Below are 17,040 nucleotides of genomic sequence, written 5' to 3' on the forward strand. Positions count from 1 at the left end.
CGGGGTGTCGCCGACGCACCCGCCCATGCCGGTCGACGTCATGCGACCACCGGGGCGACGGCGACATGGTTCCCCATTGCCCCGGCGTGGACGGCGAAGCCCGGCACCCACGGCGACACGACGCCCCACGCGCTGGCCGCCAGGTTCATCACCATCTCCCAGACGGCGAAACGTGCGGCGGTCGCCAGCGCGACAATGGCCGCACCGGTGATCCAGGCGGCTTTCAGCGGCCCACCGATGCCGGTTCCCGGTCGGGCCACAGCCCCGTCCCGGCGATGTCGCCGGTTCCCCCACTGCCGCCGTCCGGCAACACAGGCCGTGCGCACGCCGGCCGCCTCGAAGCCACGCGTCTGTTTTCCAGGCGCGGTCGCGTTTTTCAGGACGGCGCGGGGGCCGGCGCCGTTCCCGAGTCGGCGGCCGGCGTCGGCCGGCAACCGTGCGGCACCTTCAGCCAAACCCGCCCGCTGTTTCTCAGGCCGAAGCGAGGCGATGCGGACCACCCGTCCGCATCGGGCCCGCCGGCTTCCGCCCGGTGGGCAACGGCCCATCCGATGACCGCACCGCCTCTCAATCAGGCTCTTTCCTGAGGATTTCGCCGGTGCGGGCGTCCACAGACATCTCCCATCGCAGCCCTTCGGCATCACGCGCCGTCACCTCGTAGAGCTTGTCGCTCTTCCGTTCGATCTCCCTGACATCTCCAAACCCCAGAGACGACAGATGCTTGAGGAGCATGGTGACGTCCATGAACGGCGGTGCTGGGGGGACAGGCGCGGTCTGCGCGTGGGCGAACGTGCCCGAGGCCAGGACGGCGACCAACGCGGTCGCGAGGAGCCTTGAATTCGTCACGGTGTGTCTCCTGGTGGCGTTTGGATCAGCCATGGACACTACGGGTCCCAAGCTGAACCGACGATGAATGAGGAACGCCATCAAGCGAGGCCGGTTCGTGGCACGACGCGGCGGCGTGCTGGCGGTACTGCCGCCCCAGCTGGTCGAGCGCACCGATCACGCGGCGCGAAGACTCTTCGAGCCGGGACATCTTCGATGCGGCGAGGGCGCCGTCGCCGTTGGCCAACGCGCTCAGAACCTCCCGTCCAACCCTGTGAACCTCGCGGTGTGGCTCGGCCAGGGCCTTGAAGGCGGGCAGCTCCATCATGACAAGGTCGCTCACGTTGTCGTACCACGTGCCCAGGCGGCACGTGTGGTGGGTGCTCAGCGTCGCCGGCTCGATCTGAGCACGGCCCGCTGCGGCGGCGCATATCCTGTCCACGAACACCCTGTGGTCGTTCTTGGTCGCCTCGACGAGGCGGTCGGTGCTCCGCAGGGCGATCCGGTTCACCTCGGCGGTGGACAGGCCCTCGCCGTCGAAGCGGGCGTGTTGGAAGCCGTCGGAGACGGCGACCACGGTCGCGTCCACCCGCACCCCGTGCTCCGGGATCACGAGCCTGAGATGAGTCCCGATGCCGCCTACCCCCTCGGCAGCGAGCATGGCGCCCTGTTCCGACAGGTCATAGACCAGGGCAGGCACGGTCCGGCCGGCCATGTGGATCTCCGCGTCGAGCAGGACGGCGCGCCGGTTCTCGCGCCGCCGGTCGGCGATGGTGGACGAGGTGCGCACCGCCTTGATCAGCATCCCCCGCATGGAGTCCATCAGCTCGTCGAGGCGCGCGGCGCTGTCGCGCACGGCGCCGGCCGAGCGGTTTGCCTTGGCGACGCTCGCCTTGACCGACGCCATCTGGCGGTCGACGTCCTCCGCCCGGTTCGCCGTGACGCCGACGTTCCGGGCGATCTCGCTGGTGGCGGCGGTCTGCTCCTCGACCGCCGAGGCGATGGTCGCCGCGATCTCCTCCATGCTGCCGATGGCCGCCGCGACGTCGTCCATCAAGCCGGCCGTCTGGCGCGCCACCTCCTGAATCGTCGCCACACGTCCGGCAATGTCCTCGGCGGAATGGGCCGACTGGTTGGCGAGGCTCTTGACCTCCGACGCCACGACGGCGAAGCCCTTGCCGGCCTCGCCGGCCCGCGCCGCCTCGATGGTGGCGTTCAGCGCCAGAAGGTTGGTCTGCGCGGCGATGGCGCCGATGATCTGCACGACCTGTCCGATCTCCTCGGCGGCCGTCCCCAGCCGCCCGACGACGTCCCGCGCCCCCGCATCCGTGCCACCGCCTCCCGGGACGTCGATGCCGCGCCGCCGACCTGCACCGAGATCTCCGCGATGGAGGCGTGCAGCTCCTCGGCCGCCGCGGCGACCGTCTGGGCGGACGCGAGCACGCTGTTCGCCGCGGCGGCGGCGGCGTCCGTGTCCCGGTCCACGGCCGCCGCCGCGTCGGTCATGCTGCGCGCGCTGTCCGCCAGCGCCGCGGTGAACGCGGTCACGGTGTCGACGGTATCGGCCACTTGGCGGTCGATGTTCTCCACCATGCGCTCGGCCTCGGCGCGCTGGCCGCGCACCGCCTCGCCGGTGTGCGCGGCGATGGCGAACGCCATATCGAGCAGCGCGCTGCCGGTCAGGGCCTTCACCAGGCGCGCGCGCTCCGTGCGTCTCGTCTTCGTCTGAAACACGCGCGCGTCGCCGCGGATCACTCGGTCGAGAAGCTCCCCCAGCACGAAGGCGTGACTGGAAACGTACCATTCGATGGGCAGATCGATGGCCTGGTGCGCCGTCCCGATCCGCACGACCGATGCCCGGTAGGAACCGTCGAAGGCGCCGTCGAACAGCAGGTCCCAATGACGGATCTGGGCCGCTTTGACGGCATCGACCGTCGAGGCCCGGGCGAACAGCGGCGCCAGCTCGGGCCGTTGTGGCGTGCGGCGGTAGAACTCGTCCAGAATGTCGGCCAGCACAGGCATGATGGCCGCCTTCGATGAACGGACGAGGGCGGCCGTGTCCTCGTCGATCTCCAGGTAATCGAGAATCGCGCCCCAGGGAGCGCTGGTCTGTGTCCACATCTTCAAAGCTCAAATCCGGTGGTGGGTATGACTCAACCAATGCGCCGCGTTCACGGGGTGGAAGGCGCACGCTCCGTCGGTTCGGCGATCGTCAGCCGCGCCGGAATGACGGCGGCGAAGGTGGACATGAAGTGGTCGTAGCCCACCTGCTCCGGACGGTGGCCCTGCCTCAGCGTGTCCGCGAGGGTGTCGCCAAGGCGCCGAAGGTCTTGGCAGAGCTGATGGACGTAAGCGGCGCGGTTCAAGGCAATGACTTTGATTCTCTCGGTGTCGTCGTCCAATCGCTCGCCGTTCAATTCGAAAACCGGCATCGCCATCTCCCTGGACCCCGTTCACATGAATGATGCACGACCCGATTGCGCCGCAACGCAATGCATGGCGAGCTGGCGCAGATGTATGTCGAAAGAAACACAAATCAATTACTAATAAAAGAGTCTAAAAAGCTTGTTTCATTTATGGTTTATAATGGTGAACCAGCTTGCCTCCCCATCCGCAACCCCGGAGGCAATGCCGGGCAGACCGTGGCCCGAACGCCCTCATGGCCGAGCGCCCGCTCGCGTGCCGTCCTCCGGCGCTTCGGGACCGTGGACGCACAAAGCGTGAGCCAATCCTCCACGAGCCGGGTGCCGGGCACGCGCCGTGGGTGTAGGGAGGGGCACCGGGTGCAGCATGCCCTTTCGTTCCCAAGCCGCCGCGCCGGGAAAACGCGCCGGCGCTTGGACGACGGGGAGCGAGGCGCGCTGCTCGTGGTGTGGGGCACGGCCCTCCGCGCCTCCGAGTGATCGGGGAAGCAGGATCATGCCGGAGGAGATCTGGTGCCAGTGTGAGAACCGCTCCCCTTTTCCCCATGTGAGATCCGGAAGACCCGGCATGCCGCCGGGCGAAGCGTCCGGGCGCACCGTCGCCCTGCCCTTGGTGCGACAAAATGCTCCCACTCTTTCAAGTTGCGCTTAAATGGTCATTAACCGTCCCAGCGGTTTCATGGACGAAGACGCCGTCGCCAACGCCGAGGGCAACCAAAAGACCTCGTTCCGGGAGAGCCAGCCGGTCTTGCAGGAGCGTTTCCTTAAAGCAATTCCCGTTCGTGATGGTGCGAAAGCGGCCCTTCGTTGTCGCGTGGCGCGTTCCGCGTCGAAAATGCTTGGTTGGTTTCCTCTTGGCGCAGCGGGAAAGTCATGAGTACGCCGATGACCCGACCGGTCCGAGCCGAGGACGGCACGCGCAGCGGCGCCGGCGTCTTCGTGCCGGCACGATTGGTCGGGCCTTTCTGACGGCACCATGGACACGCGGCCACCTCGGGCACCGCTTCCCTGCCAGGAAGCAGGGGCACGGGATGCCGTTGTTCTGGTCGGGCGCCTGGAGCGGGGCCCCGGCGAGGGATGATGACCAAGTGCCCACCACCACACTCGATCAGGCGCCGGCCGACCGGAATCAGGCGCGCGCTCGGGCGGTAGAGGAGGTCGCCCTTGGGATGTGCAATCTTCTCCGATGCGGGCGGGCGTGGCTCGGCCCCGGCGCGCGGCGCCCCAAGGTGAGGCTGGGCCACGGTTCCCCGCGGGCGCCGGCCCCCGGCGTCCGTGCACAAGCTGTCCACCCCAACGGCATCCGCCCCCGACCGGCAAAGCCCAGAAGAAAAGGACACTCATGCGGACGCGACGTCATTGTGACGCGATATCGCCGATCCTGGAGCAGATTTTATACGGCGGATCCAGCGTATCGATGAACCTGCTGTCCATCACCCGGACCCTGCCGGACACGGCCCATCTGTTTCGGACCCGGGGCTTGAACCGGGCCATCCTGTTCAAATTTCCGAATTTCGACGAAAGCCAAGGCGACGGCCAGGACTTCCTGAACGGCGATGCCGGGAGCGCGCCGGGCAAGCGCCCGGTGGAAACCGGCATCTACATTCCCTACGACGAACACCAATGGGAAGCTGGCGGCTTTGCCATTTATCTGCGTTCCCGCAACAGCACCGTCCTTCTGGAAGAGCACTTCGGATCCGAAGCGGTCGAGCGGACAATCGTTCACAACGACCTGAGTCTCCTCTCCCTGATCGACGACATCCCCTCGTTGGACGCCTTTTTGCTGAAGACCTGTTTCGAAGCCAGAAAGATCCGGGTCGACGGGCGCTACTGGCAGATTGCCGCGGAAGAAGAGGCCCAATTGCGCCGGCTGATCAGCCGGCGGGTGGAACCGATCGTGCGCAAGGCCCTCTGCGGCGGCCATGACGCCACCATCGACCGATTCCTGAACGCGATCTGGGCGCCGGACCTGGAGGAGGCCGGGCAGTTCGTGGCGGCCTTCGGCATCGATCATTCCGAAGCCGACGCCATCTTCAGTGCCTGGAAAGGAATCACCTTCTACGAATACCAGCTTCGCCGCATCGCGCCACGGGTGCGCACGATCATCGCATGGCTGAAATCCCGGGATTGCCTGCCGGCCGACCTGAAGACGCACCGCCCTTACGATGAACAGCTGCTGATGCACATCGAACGCTGCGGGGCCATGCTGAATACAACGCTGCTGGACATCCGCCAGATCCTGGGCGAGTACGAACGGAGCTTCAACGCGCTGCTGCATGGACACCCGGCCCCTTTCCGCGAATTCCTGCGCGCGATCCGTTCACGCTATTGGCTGCTGGGCTACTGCGTGTCGGCGCTGACCAGCGTCGTGCATCTGGACAACCGCTGCATGAAGAACACGCCATCCGGCTGCGTCCCGCGAGGTGGTGTACGAGCTGTGGGTAAGCGGCCCGCCGAAGCGCCCCCAAAAGCTGGCGTAGGCGGGCCGCTTATCCACAGCGGGGCGGTCATCGAAGATCTCCGGTAGGTTCGGGTTGCAACACCTTGAACGCTGCTGGAGAGAACCTCGATGACCATGGACAGAATGGCGCTTCACGAGCTTCTGGAGAAGGGCTCGGATACGGATCTTCTGCGCGAAATGATCGGCTACGTCGCGCAGAGCTTGATGAACCTGGAGGTGGACAGCCTGTGCGGCGCCGAGCATGGCGAACGCACAGCCGAGCGCGTCAACCAGCGCAACGGCTACCGGGAGCGGGCCTGGGATACCCGGGCCGGAACCATCCCCTTGCAGATCCCCAAGCTGCGCAAGGGCTCCTATTTCCCTGGCTTTCTCGAGCCGCGCCGGACAGCGGAGAAGGCGCTCACGGCGGTCATTCAGGAAGCCTACATCCAGGGCGTCTCGACGCGCAGTGTCGATGAGCTGGTCAAGGCCATGGGGATGACCGGCATCTCCAAGAGCCAGGTCAGCCGCTTGTGCGCTGACATCGACGAGCGGGTGCAGTCCTTCCTGAACCGACCACTGGAGGGTGACTGGCCCTACCTGTGGATCGACGCCACCTACGTGAAGGTGCGCGAAGCCGGGCGCATCGTCTCGGTGGCGGTGATAATCGCGGTGGCCGTGAACACCGATGGGCGGCGCGAGGTGCTGGGCATGGACATCGGGCCTTCCGAGGCTGAGGTGTTCTGGACCAAGTTCCTGCGCGCGCTGATGCGGCGCGGCCTGCGCGGCGTGAAGCTGGTCATCTCGGACGCGCATGAGGGCCTCAAGGCGGCCGCCGCGAAGGTGTTCGGGGCGGCGTGGCAGAGGTGCCGGATCCATTTTTATCGCAATGCGATGGCACACGTGGCTGCACCGCAACGCGCGATGGTGGCAGCGGCGATCCGCACGGCTTTCGCCCAGGAGACCGCCAAGGCCGCCCACCGGCAATGGCGCCAAGTCGCCGATAGCCTGCGCGAGCGCTTCCCCAAGCTTGCCACGCTGATGGACGAGGCCGAACACGACGTCCTCGCCTACATGGACTTCCATCCCGACCATTGGACCAAGATCAGCTCGACCAATCCCCTCGAGCGCGTCAACGGCGAGGTCAAGCGGCGCACCGACGTCGTCGTCATATTCCCCAATGAAGCGGCGATCTTCCGACTGGGAGGGGCCATCCTGCTGGAGCAAAATGATGAGTGGGCGGCCAGCCGCCGCTACATGAGCTTGGAGACCATGACGCCGTTGGGGCATACTGACGTCTCCAGGTTGTCCGCTGTGGCAACCTGATCCGGCCCAACCTGCCGGAGAGCGATGACAAACCACTTCGCTCGTACACCACGTGCCGGGGCACGATCCGCCATCCCGTCATGTCGATTTTGAAACCCTGAATCGCCTGCTGCACCAATTCGACGTGGCTTTGGATCGGCGCCGGGAGCAGACATCGATTTTTTAGGTGGTAGGGAGCGGGGCGGCGCCGAGGCTGGGCGGACGCCGCCCCAAGGCTCAAGGACCGTTCAACCGCGGTGCGCGCTTCGTCCCCGCTTGACGGACACAGCCCTGCCGGGCACTGCCGCGGCGTGCAGCGGCCCTTCCACGCTCCGGCCTCCGCACGCCCAGAACCGATCCCACGCCCGGCTCGCCGATGCCGCCACCTCCGACGGGCTTTGGGACGTGCGTCGGTCGGGCTGATCCGGGACACCGGCGTGGCGAGCGCCACAACCTAAGGCTGCACCGTGCAAGGCTTGTTCGGCCACTCGTCGCGAGCCGACCGGCCAATGGCGGCCCGACGGTGCGAGGCGAGCGGGACCGCGCCGGCGGGCTGGGCGCTTTCCGGCCAGTCCTGCGACTCCTTCGCGATGACGGGGGTTCCGCCGTGGGCCGGTCGGGCGCCTCCGCCGCTGCGCGTCGGACCGGGCTCTAGGGGCTGGCGCCCCCCGAGCCGCGGCGGAGCCGCGTCTCGGCGCCGGCGCGTGACGATCCCTGGCGCAGGTCCCAAGGATCGGCGCCTCCGGTGCCGCCGAAGCGGGGAGCCGAGGGGCGCCGCCCCTACGCCCCGCCGGCCCCGCCGCCTACGGCGGAGCAGGGCTGCCCGGCCCTGCCGGGGCTGGAAGCCCGTCCGTGCCGCGCGGCCCGGCCCCGCCCGCCGGCAGGGCCTCCCCCGTACCCCGGTCTCGCCGACGGGCAACCGTGCAGCAGCCAGCGCGCTGCACGGCAGCCCAACGAGGGGAGACCGACATGACCGCTTCCGCACACGACCGCACCGACGTTTACACCCGCGTCACCAACCGCATCCGCGCCGACCTGGAGAAAGGCGTGCGCCCTTGGATAAAGCCGTGGGACGCCGGCCACGCCGCCGGCCGCATCACCCGGCCGCTGCGCGCCACCGGCCAGCCCTACCGGGGCATCAACACCGTCATGCTGTGGATGACCGCCATGGAGCGCGGCTATGCCTCGCCGTTCTGGCTGAGCTACCGGCAGGCGCAGGGGCTTGGCGGACAGGTGCGCCGGGGCGAGCGCGGCACGCTGGTCGTCTACGCCGGCACCGTCTCCCGGCCCGAGCCGAACGAGGAGGGAGAGGACAGCGAACACGAAATCCATTTCCTCAAGGGTTACACCGTGTTCAACGCCGAGCAGGTGGACGGCCTGCCCGAACACTTCCGGGCGCACGTGCCGGAGCCGAAGGAGCCCATGCTGCGCCTGGAGGCGGCGGAGCGCTTCTTCGCCGCCACCGGTGCCGACATCCGCACCGGCGGGACGCGGGCCTACTACGCCATCGGCTCGGACCACATCCAGATGCCGCCTTACGAAACCTTCCGTGACGCCGAGAGCTTCGCCGCCACGCTCGGCCACGAGACGGTGCACTGGACCCGGCACCCGTCGCGCCTCGACCGCGACCTCGGGCGCAAGCGCTGGGGCGACGAAGGCCACGCCGCCGAGGAGCTGGTGGCGGAGATCGGGAGTGCCTTCCTGTGCGCCGACCTCGGCATCACCCCGGAGGTGCGCGAGGACCACGCCGCCTACATCGCCTCCTGGCTGGAGGTGCTGCGCAACGACACCCGCGTCATCGTCAGCGCCGCGGCGCACGCCCAGCGCGCCGTCGATTATCTGCACGCCCTCCAGCCGCCGGTGCGGCCGGCGGCGTGACCGCCGGCCCGGGAGTCGGCGTGATCGGCACGCCGGTTCCCGGCACCGGGCCGGTGTCCGTTCATCACGTGATGCTGAAGAATACCCAGAAAGTTAAGCTAAACCCTGCCGAATGCGCCGTTGGCGGCGGACCGCCGGACAACATTTATGGAGACGGCGCAACGCCGCCGTTTCGGATTCAGGGGCTTCTGAACGCGGGGAATGGTTGAGGTGGTTGGAGGGCAAGTCCACGAGATCGCGCCGACGCACCGTGCGCGCCACCGCCAGACGGCCGACCATCACAACCGGAGCCTTGCGCTGGCCCCGTTCCTCCTGCGGGATGCCCTTGGCTCGGCGCCGCCGGCGGGTGTCCCTGGCCAGGCCGCCGGGCATCTGTCCATCCGCGGGAGGGAGCCGGATTGCGGGGCACGTCTCCACGGTCTACATCTCCCACGCGGAGCGAGCCAAGCCGGCAAACGGTGGCGGGCTGCCAAGCCGCGGCCCCGGTTCGGGGCGTGCCCACATGCACAAGCATGACAACCACCCTCACTCCGGTGCAGAACCACACGCAAAGGGGAAAGACCAGCCGATGACGACGCCGCAGCTCGAACCGCCGGTCACCGACACGCCGCCCCCTTCGGACACCCTGACCGACTACGACCGCCTGCATCTGGTCACCTATCTGCGCCTGCTCGACGCCGAGGCGGACGGCGCCGACCCCGACGAGGTCGCCCGCATCGTGCTGCGCATCGACCCTGCCCGTGAGCCGGAACGCGCCCGGCACGCCCACGCCACGCATCTGGCGCGCGCGCAATGGATGTCCCGGGTCGGCTACCGGCACCTTCTCCAGCAAGGCATGCACTGATCCGCATCGCCGCTTTTTTGCGGAAAGCCGGCGTTCCGGACCGCCGGATCGGCCGCTCCCGTCGAAGTACGCCGTTCCCGCCGCCGCGCTACGCCATCGTCGCCATCGCAATTTGATGGTAGGTGCTCACCTTTCGAGTCGAGCGCAACCAGACGCTGCGCGCGAGCGACGACATCATGACGGCAAAGAACGACTGGCGCACATCGGCCGCTTACCAGTATGCCCTGCTGATGCCTGTTTCCTGCTGGGCGTGGGAGTTCCTGCGCCGCAACCGGAAGTATCAGGCGGACGCGGCCGCCGGCCGCCGGCGCGGCCCGGCCGGCGAACCGGACCGGGCGTGCGACTGGGGGTTGCACTGTCCTGGAAGACCCGGACAAGAGCGGCGCTGACACGCTGGTGTTCTGGCGGCCCGAGATGATGCCGGCCCTGGTCCGGCTGTCCCCGGAGCCCGGCCCCTACGCCGGGCCGCTTCCCGGCTTCGATCCCTGGTGGGGAGCGTCGCGCCAGGCCATCCTCGACACGGGCAACGGCTTCCACGTCGCGCTGGCCGACGGGCCGCGCGAGCGGCGCTTCTGGATCGAGGGCAAGCGGCTTCCCAAACGCGGCACGCCGCTGCGGGCTCTGATCGCACTGGATCGCGACCTGGACGCCCAGGTGGCCGCGCTCCGCCGGTTCCGGGACGCGGTGGCGGATCCCGCCGCGGCGCCCGACCTGACGCCGTACCAGACCCGCATGCTGATGCGCATCCTCCAGGCGCTCGACGCCCACCTCGACGGCGCCAGCGTGCGGCAGACGGCGGAGGCGCTGTTCGGTGCCGCGCGCGTCAAGGACGACTGGTACCGAAACGCCCCCTTGCGCGACCAGGTGCGCTACCTGATCCGGCGCGGGCATCACCTGATGGACGGCGGGTATCGCGATCTGCTGCGGCGGATGTTGCTGTAGAAGAGCGTCCTCGTCTGGACCGGCAGCCTGCCTCCGCAGGCCGTCCCCGTGCCGCGTCCTTCACGGTCGACGTCCCTCAGCCGCGCAACCGGCCATGCCCAAAGTCCAAGACGCGGCACGGGCCGCGCCTCCAGCAGCCCCCACCAAAGCCGATCAGGGCTCAGACGAGGGCTTGGCCTGAGGTCTGCCTTCGGCTGAGATCGGATACGGCCTGTGGAAGGGCTTTCACTGGAATTGGCGTCGGCATGGGCTCGCCCTGTACGCGCTCGAGGAAGGTTTCCGGGGTGATACGCGGCAGTCGGCCGCTTTCGGCATCGGAAAAGTGAGGCAACCCCGCCCAAAGGGCTTCGTCTCCGATCATGAAGAAGCGGTGCTTGGCACGGGTCAGGGCGACGTTGAGCAGGTTGGGCTTGCTGGCGGCCCATCGGGCAGCCCCGACGCTGTTCCGGTCGCACCCCAGCACCATCAGGACCACGCTTTCCTCCTTGCCCTGGAACGTGTGGACCGTGCCGATGCGCGCCTTGCACCAGTCCTTGAGGTCCCCGGCGTTGGGCCGTCCGTCCGATGGCCATCGCTCCAGATCGGTGATCGCGTCGAACAGCGCCTGCTTGATGCGGCGGAACGGCGAGATGATGTAGAGGTCGGGCAGCGCTGTCGTCCGCCGGTACAGCGTCTGCACCGCCCGGCTGACAAGCTCCACCTGGTCTGGAACCACCTGCTTGGCGAGCGCGACGCCGCCCAGGCAGACCCACGCGCTCGGCCCCAGGTCCAGAGTGCCGGCTGGAGGCAGGCGGCTTTCCGGCGTGTCGGGGTCGAAGAAGATCATCTTGTTCTGGTAGGCGATGGCGTTGGCGACGGTGAACATCGGATCCACGCACCGCCGATGGACCCGCAGCGGACTGCCGATCCACTGCATCTCCCCGCCGACGGGCACCAGCGCCCCCAGGCTGTTGGCCGCGTCGGCCAGGGTCTGGACCGAGGCTTGGTGGGGCGCCATGCGCGCCGCGCGCGTCAGGCCGGCGTCCCGGGCGAGCGCATCGATCAGCCGGATCGGGACCGTGAACACGGGTTCGATCTGCATCGGGTCGCCGACGACCACCGCCCGCTTCGATCGCCACAGGGCGCCCACGGCCGCCTGGGGTACGGCCTGCCCGGCCTCGTCGATGAACAGCCAGCCTATGCTGTCCGGGCCCAACTCCTGGAACTGCGCTCCGATGGACGCAAAGGTGCTGGAGACCACCGGCACGACCATGAACAGGCTTTGCCAGATGGCCAGGGCGTCGTCGCGGTCGCTGGGCCGCGTCCCCGACAGCAGTTTGCTGACGGCGACGACATTGCCCCCGAAGCCGCCGTTCGGTTGCAGGACCTCCGCCAGCCAGGCCTCGTGCAACCCCAGCGCGGCGGCGAACAACCGCGAGCGCAGCAGGTTCAGGGTGTCGTCACGCCACAGCCCGTCGATCTGCCAGCGGTCCTGCTCCAGGTCGTCGTCGGTGGAGGGGAAGCGCACCCGCGGGAAGGCCTCGGCCAAGTCCCGCCGCTCCGCCTGCAAAGCGTGCCACTCGCCGCGCCGGTGGGCGAGCGCCGCTTCCGCGTCGGCAAGCTCCGTCCGGGCGGACGCCAGTCGCGCCTCGGCCCTGTCCTGGCGCTCCTGGGCATGGTACAGGCGGTCGAGCTGGCCTTTCATCTGCTGTCTTATGCCGTCCAGCTCGGCCTTGCGGCGGCGCTCCCGCTCGGGCCGAAGCCAGCGTTCCCACCACCTTGGGCGGTCCGCCTCGATCACGCGCTCGTTTTCGCGCAGCACCTCAAGCTGCCGGTCGCACAGGCCGATGTCCTTGCTCAGACGGCCCAGTTCGGTCTCGGCCCCGGCCACGGCCTCCCGCGCCTGCCCAAGCGCCGACTCCGCCGAAGCGATGAACGATTCCAGAGTCTGGCCGCGCAGCCGGACCTCGACAAGCTCCGCATAGCGCTCCAACGCTTCGACGCGCTGCGACACGGCCCGGTCGGCCGCATGGAACGCGTCGCGGGCGGCGGCGAAGGTTGTCCGGTCGGCGCTCTTTCGCCAGGTCCACACCGACTGGTGCAGCTCCGGGTCGAACCCGTTGGGACGGGGTTCCTTCCTGCTGCCATCCTGGCCGAGGCCGTTCGAAAAGCGGCTGCGGTTGGCCTTCTTGCCCAGGGCCCCGGCGATCAGGCCCCACGGGATGTCGTCGCCCCGGCCGTCCTTGCCCGAGAGGTCCAGGTAGCCGCGCTTGCCCGCATAGGCCGCCATGTTGTGGGCGATGGTCTGAAGATACCGGACCTTGGCGCCGCCGTTCTCGTCGCGCCACGCGGTCCGCCCGAGCGCCTTGGACTTGGGGAGGTCGCGGGACAGGTTCTCGACGGCGGCGTTGTTGGAGGAGGCCACCACCATCTCGAAACCGGTCAGCTCCTCGCACAAGGCGCTCACAGAACAGCTGGTGCGGTCACGGAATTCCACCCGCCGGCTCCCGGAGAAAGCCATCTGCGGCGACGGCAGGTCGGCCAAGGCCCGGGCGCGGCGGGTGATCACGTCAGCGAAGACGTCGCGCAGCAGCGTGGTCTTGCCGGTTCCCGGCGGGCCGTTGACCGAGAAGACCCCGCCCTCGTCCAGCCGGTCCAGCAGGCTGTTGACGGCGAATTGCTGCATCAGGCTCATGGCGTGGGCGGGCTCGTCCGGCCAATGGCCCGCGGGCAAGCGGCTGGGCGTAAGAGTCTTGCGGATGTGGGCGCGGCCCTTCGCGCTGTAGAGGTCGAGGCGGCGCTCCTCGGGTATGGGGGAGAGATAGGCCTCGAGCGCGGCGCAGGTCTCCTGCCGCTCCAGGGATCGGATGGCTCTGGCGATGTCCCTGGCGAAGAAGCTGTTGAGGATGTCGATCTCCAGGTCGGCCTCGTCCCCCTCGGACTCGTCGTCCTCATCGGCGCGCACGGCTTCGCGGGATGCCGCGGCGGCACCCTCCTTCTTGCGGTTCTCGACGCTTTTCGCCCGGATGACCAGAATGGGTCGGTCCGCCCCCAGCGCGTCCAGGCTGAAGCCGGCCCAGCGCTGAAACAGCGCCAGCAGGGTCTTCAGCTCCTCGCCCGACAGGGGCGCCGCGGTCGGCCCGCCGGCCGGGCCGTCCGTCCCGTCCTCTCCGCCCGGTGGGGGCGCCCCGCCCGCCGCCCGCGCCGAGCGGAACTGCTGAAGGTCGAGCTTCAGCGTTTCGGTGCTGCCTTGGAAGGCATCGAAATCCAGGCCTGTCAGTCCCTCCATGCGGACACGGCCCAGCGCCCAGGGGGCGGTCGAGACCGACACCTCCTCCAGCAAAGGCTCGCCGGACGGGCCGGCCTTGACCTTCGCCATGCACGTCGGGCCTTCCAAGTCCCCCCGTTCGTCCTGGTCGAGCTCTTCCTGCTCGGACAGGGCACCGCGGACGACACCGGTCAGCACCGATGTGTCGAAGATGCCGAGATAAACGTCGAAGCCGACCAGCTTGCGCCCACGTGGAACCCTGAATGACCAGAGACCGTCCGTTCCGTGCGGCAAGTCTTGAAGCGACCAGCTCCGCACCGCCCAATCGGCATCCCTGGCCTCCAGCACCTGCTTCTGCAGGTCGAACGGGATGAAGAACTCGACCTTGTGCCAGAAACGGAGGACGCGGACCATGTCCAGGGCGGTTGGGCGATCTTTCGGTGAAAGCATCTTTGTTCCAGTCATCCCTTCTACTCATCCCGGAAAACAGTGCTCCACCGAGCCAAACCTCAGCCGCGAGCGTCCATATGCCGGAGTATGCGCCTGCGATCACTTGCCAGGCTCCGAACGTCTTGAAATTGCTTGTCCGAGGCAGGCGTCACGTTCTTGATCTGCCTCGCCATACTATGCAACTTGCCGGAGACGGTAAAGCCGCGATGGATATCGAGGACGGGAGTCGAATGGGCCGGCTTGAGCAGTTCGCGCAGCACTGCCAAACGCCATTCCCGATCCTGATCCGGAAATCCGGATCGCCGCCGACCCGTCGGCGTCTCGCCGTCCTCCGGGCAAGATTGTTGTCCATTATGCCTTGCGCCGGCGCTTGGGAGGCCCCGACACCAAGCGTTTCCAAGGTGTTGGGTACGGGCCCGCCGGGGGACTCGCCCTCGCAAGGTCTTTCCCCTCCCTGACCATGCGTCCGCTTCGCCATCGTGCTCCACGACGCGCCCGCCTGTCCGGTGGGCGCCCGCAGCACACGGAGACGGACGAATGGACGACAAGACCGGCGGTCTGCCGCCGCGCTTCCTGCGCACGCCCGAGGCCGCGCGCTTCCTCGGCCTGTCCGGCCGGACCCTGGAGAAGCACCGCGTCTACGGCACCGGCCCGCGCTACCGCAAGATCGGCGGCCGGGTGGTCTACGCCGTCGAGGATCTGAGGAACTGGGCCGACCAGGGCCTGCGCACCTCCACCTCCGACCCCGGCGCCGGCACCGTGCGGCCGGCCAAACCGGCGAACCGTTGAGCCGCGCCATGGACGGGGTCTTCCCGATCGGTGACCGGCCGATGCAGCTCGACCTGTTCGTGGCGCTGCCCGGCGACATGGCGGTGCGCGACCAGCAGGACCTGATGGCGCACCCGTTCTTCTCGCTCGCCAAGTCGAAGCGCACCGCGCCCATCGACTACGCCGCGGGCGACGTGCGCATCCGCGTCGAGGGCACGGCCGAGCACGGCCTCGCCACCATCTGGGACGCCGACGTGCTGATCTGGGCGGCCAGCCAGCTCGTCGAGGCGCGTGACGCCGGCCTGCGCACCGCGCGCCTACTCAGCGCCACGCCGCACCAGATCCTCACCTTCACCGGCCGCGGCACCTCGCGGCGCGACTACCAGCGCCTGCGCGCCGCCCTCGACCGGCTCCAGGCGACCACGGTGGTCACCAACCTCCGCCAGCCCGACCTGCGGCGCCGGCACCGCTTCTCCTGGATCAACGAGTGGAAGGAGCGCGCCGACGCCGCCGGCCGGCCGCTTGGGCTGGAGCTGATCCTACCGGACTGGTTCTACCAGGGCGTCCTCGCCGACGCCTTCGTGCTCACCATCGGGCGGGAGTACTTCGGCCTCACCGGCGGCATCGAACGCTGGCTGTACCGGCTGGCCCGCAAGCACGCCGGCCGCCAGCCGGACGGCTGGGCCTTCGACTTCCGCCACCTGCACGCCAAGTCGGGCAGCCTCGCCCGTTTCGCCAACTTCGCCATCGACCTGCGCACCGTCGCCCGGCGCCAGCGGCTGCCGGGCTACCGGCTGGCCGTCGAGCGCCGGCCGGACGGCGGCGAACGGCTGCGCTTCGCGCCGCAGATTTATCCACAGACGCGGGGGATAAACCGGTGACACCGCTCGTGCTATCGGGTGTGCAAACGCTCGTGCCATCGGGTGCACGGCACTCGTGCTATCGGGTGCACGGACCCCATCCAAGCCCCTGGTCTACAGGGCCGATTCGCGCCCTTAACCTATCTAACAGAGAGTCTAACAAGTCTTTGTTGGTGGGCCGCGGGGATGCCGGGGAGAACCGGACCCACGCCACGGCCCGGGGAGCGGCGTCATGATCGTGGCGCTCGTGAACCAGGCCCGCGGTGCCGGGCGGACGACGCTGGCCGTCCATCTCGCCGGCGAGCTGGCGCTCCGGGGCAAGCGGGTGGCGCTGCTCGACACCGACCGGTGCTCCGGTGCCTTGGAGTGGGCCGAATGCCGGCGGCGCAACGGTCTGCCGGCGCTGTTCGAGACCATCGGCATCCCCAGCCCGCACCTGCGCTGTGGCGTCTGGGGCCTGCACGCCCGTTTCGACCACGTGGTCATCGATACCCCGGCGGCGTCCTCCGCGGCCCTGCGCGCGGCGCTGCTGGCGGCGGACACCGTGCTGGTGCCGACGCACCCCGAACGGGACGCCGTGGGGCGCTGCGCCGCCACCCTGCAGCTGGTGATCGAGGCGCTGGCGGTCGAGCCGGCCCTGACGGCGTCGGTGGTCCTGACGCATGCCCCCGCGGGCCTTGAGATCGAACCGGGCACCGAGATGACCGTCTGCGGCCTGCGTCTGCCCGTGGCCGCCGCGGCGGTGGGCGAGCGGATGAGCTTCGCCATGAGCCGGGGCACCGGGCTGCTGGTGCAAGAGATCGACTTCGTCGGGCCGGCCGAGGTCGATGTCCGGCGGCTGGTCGATGAGGTGTTTGGCCGCGTCCCGACGGGGAAAACGGACTGAGCGGGGCGGGGCCAGGGTGGTTTCGGAACCGGGCGTGGTGTGGCGTAGGAACGGCGGCAAAGACAGGCGACTGGCGGTCGCCGGAAAGAATAGGAAGTGGTTGTTTGGGAAGTAAGAAAGCAAATTCAGCAAGATAAAAGAGCGTCTACGCCGTCGTTTCGTCCCATTCCAG

Annotated in this window: 16 protein-coding genes; 10 read left to right on the plus strand and 6 right to left on the minus strand. The window is 68.6% G+C overall.

From position 1 onward, the window contains the following. Positions 1-38: 38 nt before the first annotated feature. The 5 genes from DEW08_RS30660 to DEW08_RS06695 all read right to left on the minus strand — a co-directional run bounded on the left by DEW08_RS30660 (position 39) and on the right by DEW08_RS06695 (position 3,257). Complete coding sequence (locus tag DEW08_RS30660; protein ID WP_146214654.1) at positions 39-500, minus strand: SPW repeat protein; 462 nt, start codon at positions 498-500, stop codon at positions 39-41. Between the two features lie 67 nt (positions 501-567). Next, positions 568-879, minus strand: a complete 312-nt coding sequence (locus tag DEW08_RS06675) for a PepSY domain-containing protein (protein ID WP_168220309.1) — start codon at positions 877-879, stop codon at positions 568-570. Continuing rightward, entirely contained in the window at positions 872-2,089 is a 1,218-nt protein-coding gene (locus tag DEW08_RS33125; protein ID WP_281262051.1) for a methyl-accepting chemotaxis protein, read from the minus strand. The genes DEW08_RS06675 and DEW08_RS33125 overlap by 8 nt, the downstream gene beginning before the upstream one ends. Then, a complete protein-coding gene (locus DEW08_RS32135; RefSeq protein ID WP_146214656.1) occupies positions 2,041-2,946 on the minus strand; it encodes a protoglobin domain-containing protein in 906 nt (301 codons plus the stop codon). Before DEW08_RS32135 ends, DEW08_RS33125 begins: the two co-directional genes overlap by 49 nt. A gap of 50 nt (positions 2,947-2,996) precedes the next feature. Then, on the minus strand, positions 2,997-3,257 hold the full coding sequence (locus DEW08_RS06695; protein ID WP_146214657.1) for a hypothetical protein: 261 nt from the start codon (positions 3,255-3,257) through the stop codon (positions 2,997-2,999). Between the two features lie 1,408 nt (positions 3,258-4,665). Between DEW08_RS06695 and DEW08_RS06700 the strand changes: the two genes are divergently transcribed. From DEW08_RS06700 to DEW08_RS06725, 7 genes are all read left to right on the plus strand, one after another. Continuing rightward, positions 4,666-5,775: a hypothetical protein gene (locus DEW08_RS06700; protein WP_181449433.1), complete on the plus strand. Its 1,110-nt coding sequence runs from the start codon at positions 4,666-4,668 to the stop codon at positions 5,773-5,775. A 42-nt stretch (positions 5,776-5,817) separates the two neighbouring features. After that, the gene (locus tag DEW08_RS06705; RefSeq protein WP_085085269.1) at positions 5,818-7,014 is read left to right on the plus strand and encodes an IS256 family transposase; all 1,197 of its coding nucleotides are present in this window, start codon (positions 5,818-5,820) and stop codon (positions 7,012-7,014) included. 948 nt (positions 7,015-7,962) lie between these two features. Continuing rightward, positions 7,963-8,871, plus strand: coding sequence for an ArdC family protein (locus DEW08_RS06710; protein ID WP_109325578.1), 909 nt, complete (start codon positions 7,963-7,965; stop codon positions 8,869-8,871). Positions 8,872-8,891: 20 nt separating this feature from the next. Then, positions 8,892-9,080, plus strand: a complete 189-nt coding sequence (locus DEW08_RS31075; protein ID WP_168220311.1) for a hypothetical protein — start codon at positions 8,892-8,894, stop codon at positions 9,078-9,080. Positions 9,081-9,439: 359 nt separating this feature from the next. Continuing rightward, positions 9,440-9,715: a DNA -binding domain-containing protein gene (locus DEW08_RS06720; RefSeq protein ID WP_109325582.1), complete on the plus strand. Its 276-nt coding sequence runs from the start codon at positions 9,440-9,442 to the stop codon at positions 9,713-9,715. 122 nt (positions 9,716-9,837) lie between these two features. After that, positions 9,838-10,104 carry a transcriptional regulator domain-containing protein gene (locus tag DEW08_RS30680; protein ID WP_146214659.1) on the plus strand — a complete coding sequence of 89 codons (267 nt, stop codon included), beginning with the start codon at positions 9,838-9,840 and terminating at the stop codon, positions 10,102-10,104. 7 nt (positions 10,105-10,111) lie between these two features. Further along, positions 10,112-10,657, plus strand: a complete 546-nt coding sequence (locus tag DEW08_RS06725; protein ID WP_245986440.1) for a DUF2285 domain-containing protein — start codon at positions 10,112-10,114, stop codon at positions 10,655-10,657. Between the two features lie 160 nt (positions 10,658-10,817). On the opposite strand, the gene DEW08_RS06730 is transcribed toward DEW08_RS06725, so the two are convergent. After that, positions 10,818-14,354, minus strand: a complete 3,537-nt coding sequence (locus DEW08_RS06730) for a DEAD/DEAH box helicase (protein WP_168220312.1) — start codon at positions 14,352-14,354, stop codon at positions 10,818-10,820. A gap of 537 nt (positions 14,355-14,891) precedes the next feature. Between DEW08_RS06730 and DEW08_RS06735 the strand changes: the two genes are divergently transcribed. From DEW08_RS06735 to DEW08_RS06745, 3 genes are all read left to right on the plus strand, one after another. Beyond that, positions 14,892-15,143, plus strand: a complete 252-nt coding sequence (locus DEW08_RS06735; RefSeq protein ID WP_109325591.1) for a helix-turn-helix transcriptional regulator — start codon at positions 14,892-14,894, stop codon at positions 15,141-15,143. Positions 15,144-15,151: 8 nt separating this feature from the next. Then, entirely contained in the window at positions 15,152-16,003 is an 852-nt protein-coding gene (locus tag DEW08_RS06740) for a replication initiator protein A (RefSeq protein WP_109325592.1), read from the plus strand. Positions 16,004-16,214: 211 nt separating this feature from the next. Further along, a complete protein-coding gene (locus tag DEW08_RS06745; protein ID WP_109325593.1) occupies positions 16,215-16,868 on the plus strand; it encodes a division plane positioning ATPase MipZ in 654 nt (217 codons plus the stop codon). Positions 16,869-17,040 lie beyond the last annotated feature (172 nt).

Source organism: Azospirillum thermophilum, from assembly GCF_003130795.1.
Taxonomy (GTDB): domain Bacteria; phylum Pseudomonadota; class Alphaproteobacteria; order Azospirillales; family Azospirillaceae; genus Azospirillum; species Azospirillum thermophilum.

Coding starts and splice junctions, on each gene's coding strand:
- DEW08_RS06740 (WP_109325592.1), top strand. CDS start 15,152: ATGGACGGGGTCTTCCCGATCGGTGACCGGCCGATGCAGCTCGACCTG.
- DEW08_RS06695 (WP_146214657.1), bottom strand. CDS start 3,257: ATGCCGGTTTTCGAATTGAACGGCGAGCGATTGGACGACGACACCGAG.
- DEW08_RS06700 (WP_181449433.1), top strand. CDS start 4,666: ATGAACCTGCTGTCCATCACCCGGACCCTGCCGGACACGGCCCATCTG.
- DEW08_RS06730 (WP_168220312.1), bottom strand. CDS start 14,354: ATGCTTTCACCGAAAGATCGCCCAACCGCCCTGGACATGGTCCGCGTC.
- DEW08_RS06705 (WP_085085269.1), top strand. CDS start 5,818: ATGACCATGGACAGAATGGCGCTTCACGAGCTTCTGGAGAAGGGCTCG.
- DEW08_RS06735 (WP_109325591.1), top strand. CDS start 14,892: ATGGACGACAAGACCGGCGGTCTGCCGCCGCGCTTCCTGCGCACGCCC.
- DEW08_RS06745 (WP_109325593.1), top strand. CDS start 16,215: ATGATCGTGGCGCTCGTGAACCAGGCCCGCGGTGCCGGGCGGACGACG.
- DEW08_RS06720 (WP_109325582.1), top strand. CDS start 9,440: ATGACGACGCCGCAGCTCGAACCGCCGGTCACCGACACGCCGCCCCCT.
- DEW08_RS06710 (WP_109325578.1), top strand. CDS start 7,963: ATGACCGCTTCCGCACACGACCGCACCGACGTTTACACCCGCGTCACC.
- DEW08_RS32135 (WP_146214656.1), bottom strand. CDS start 2,946: ATGTGGACACAGACCAGCGCTCCCTGGGGCGCGATTCTCGATTACCTG.
- DEW08_RS06675 (WP_168220309.1), bottom strand. CDS start 879: ATGGCTGATCCAAACGCCACCAGGAGACACACCGTGACGAATTCAAGG.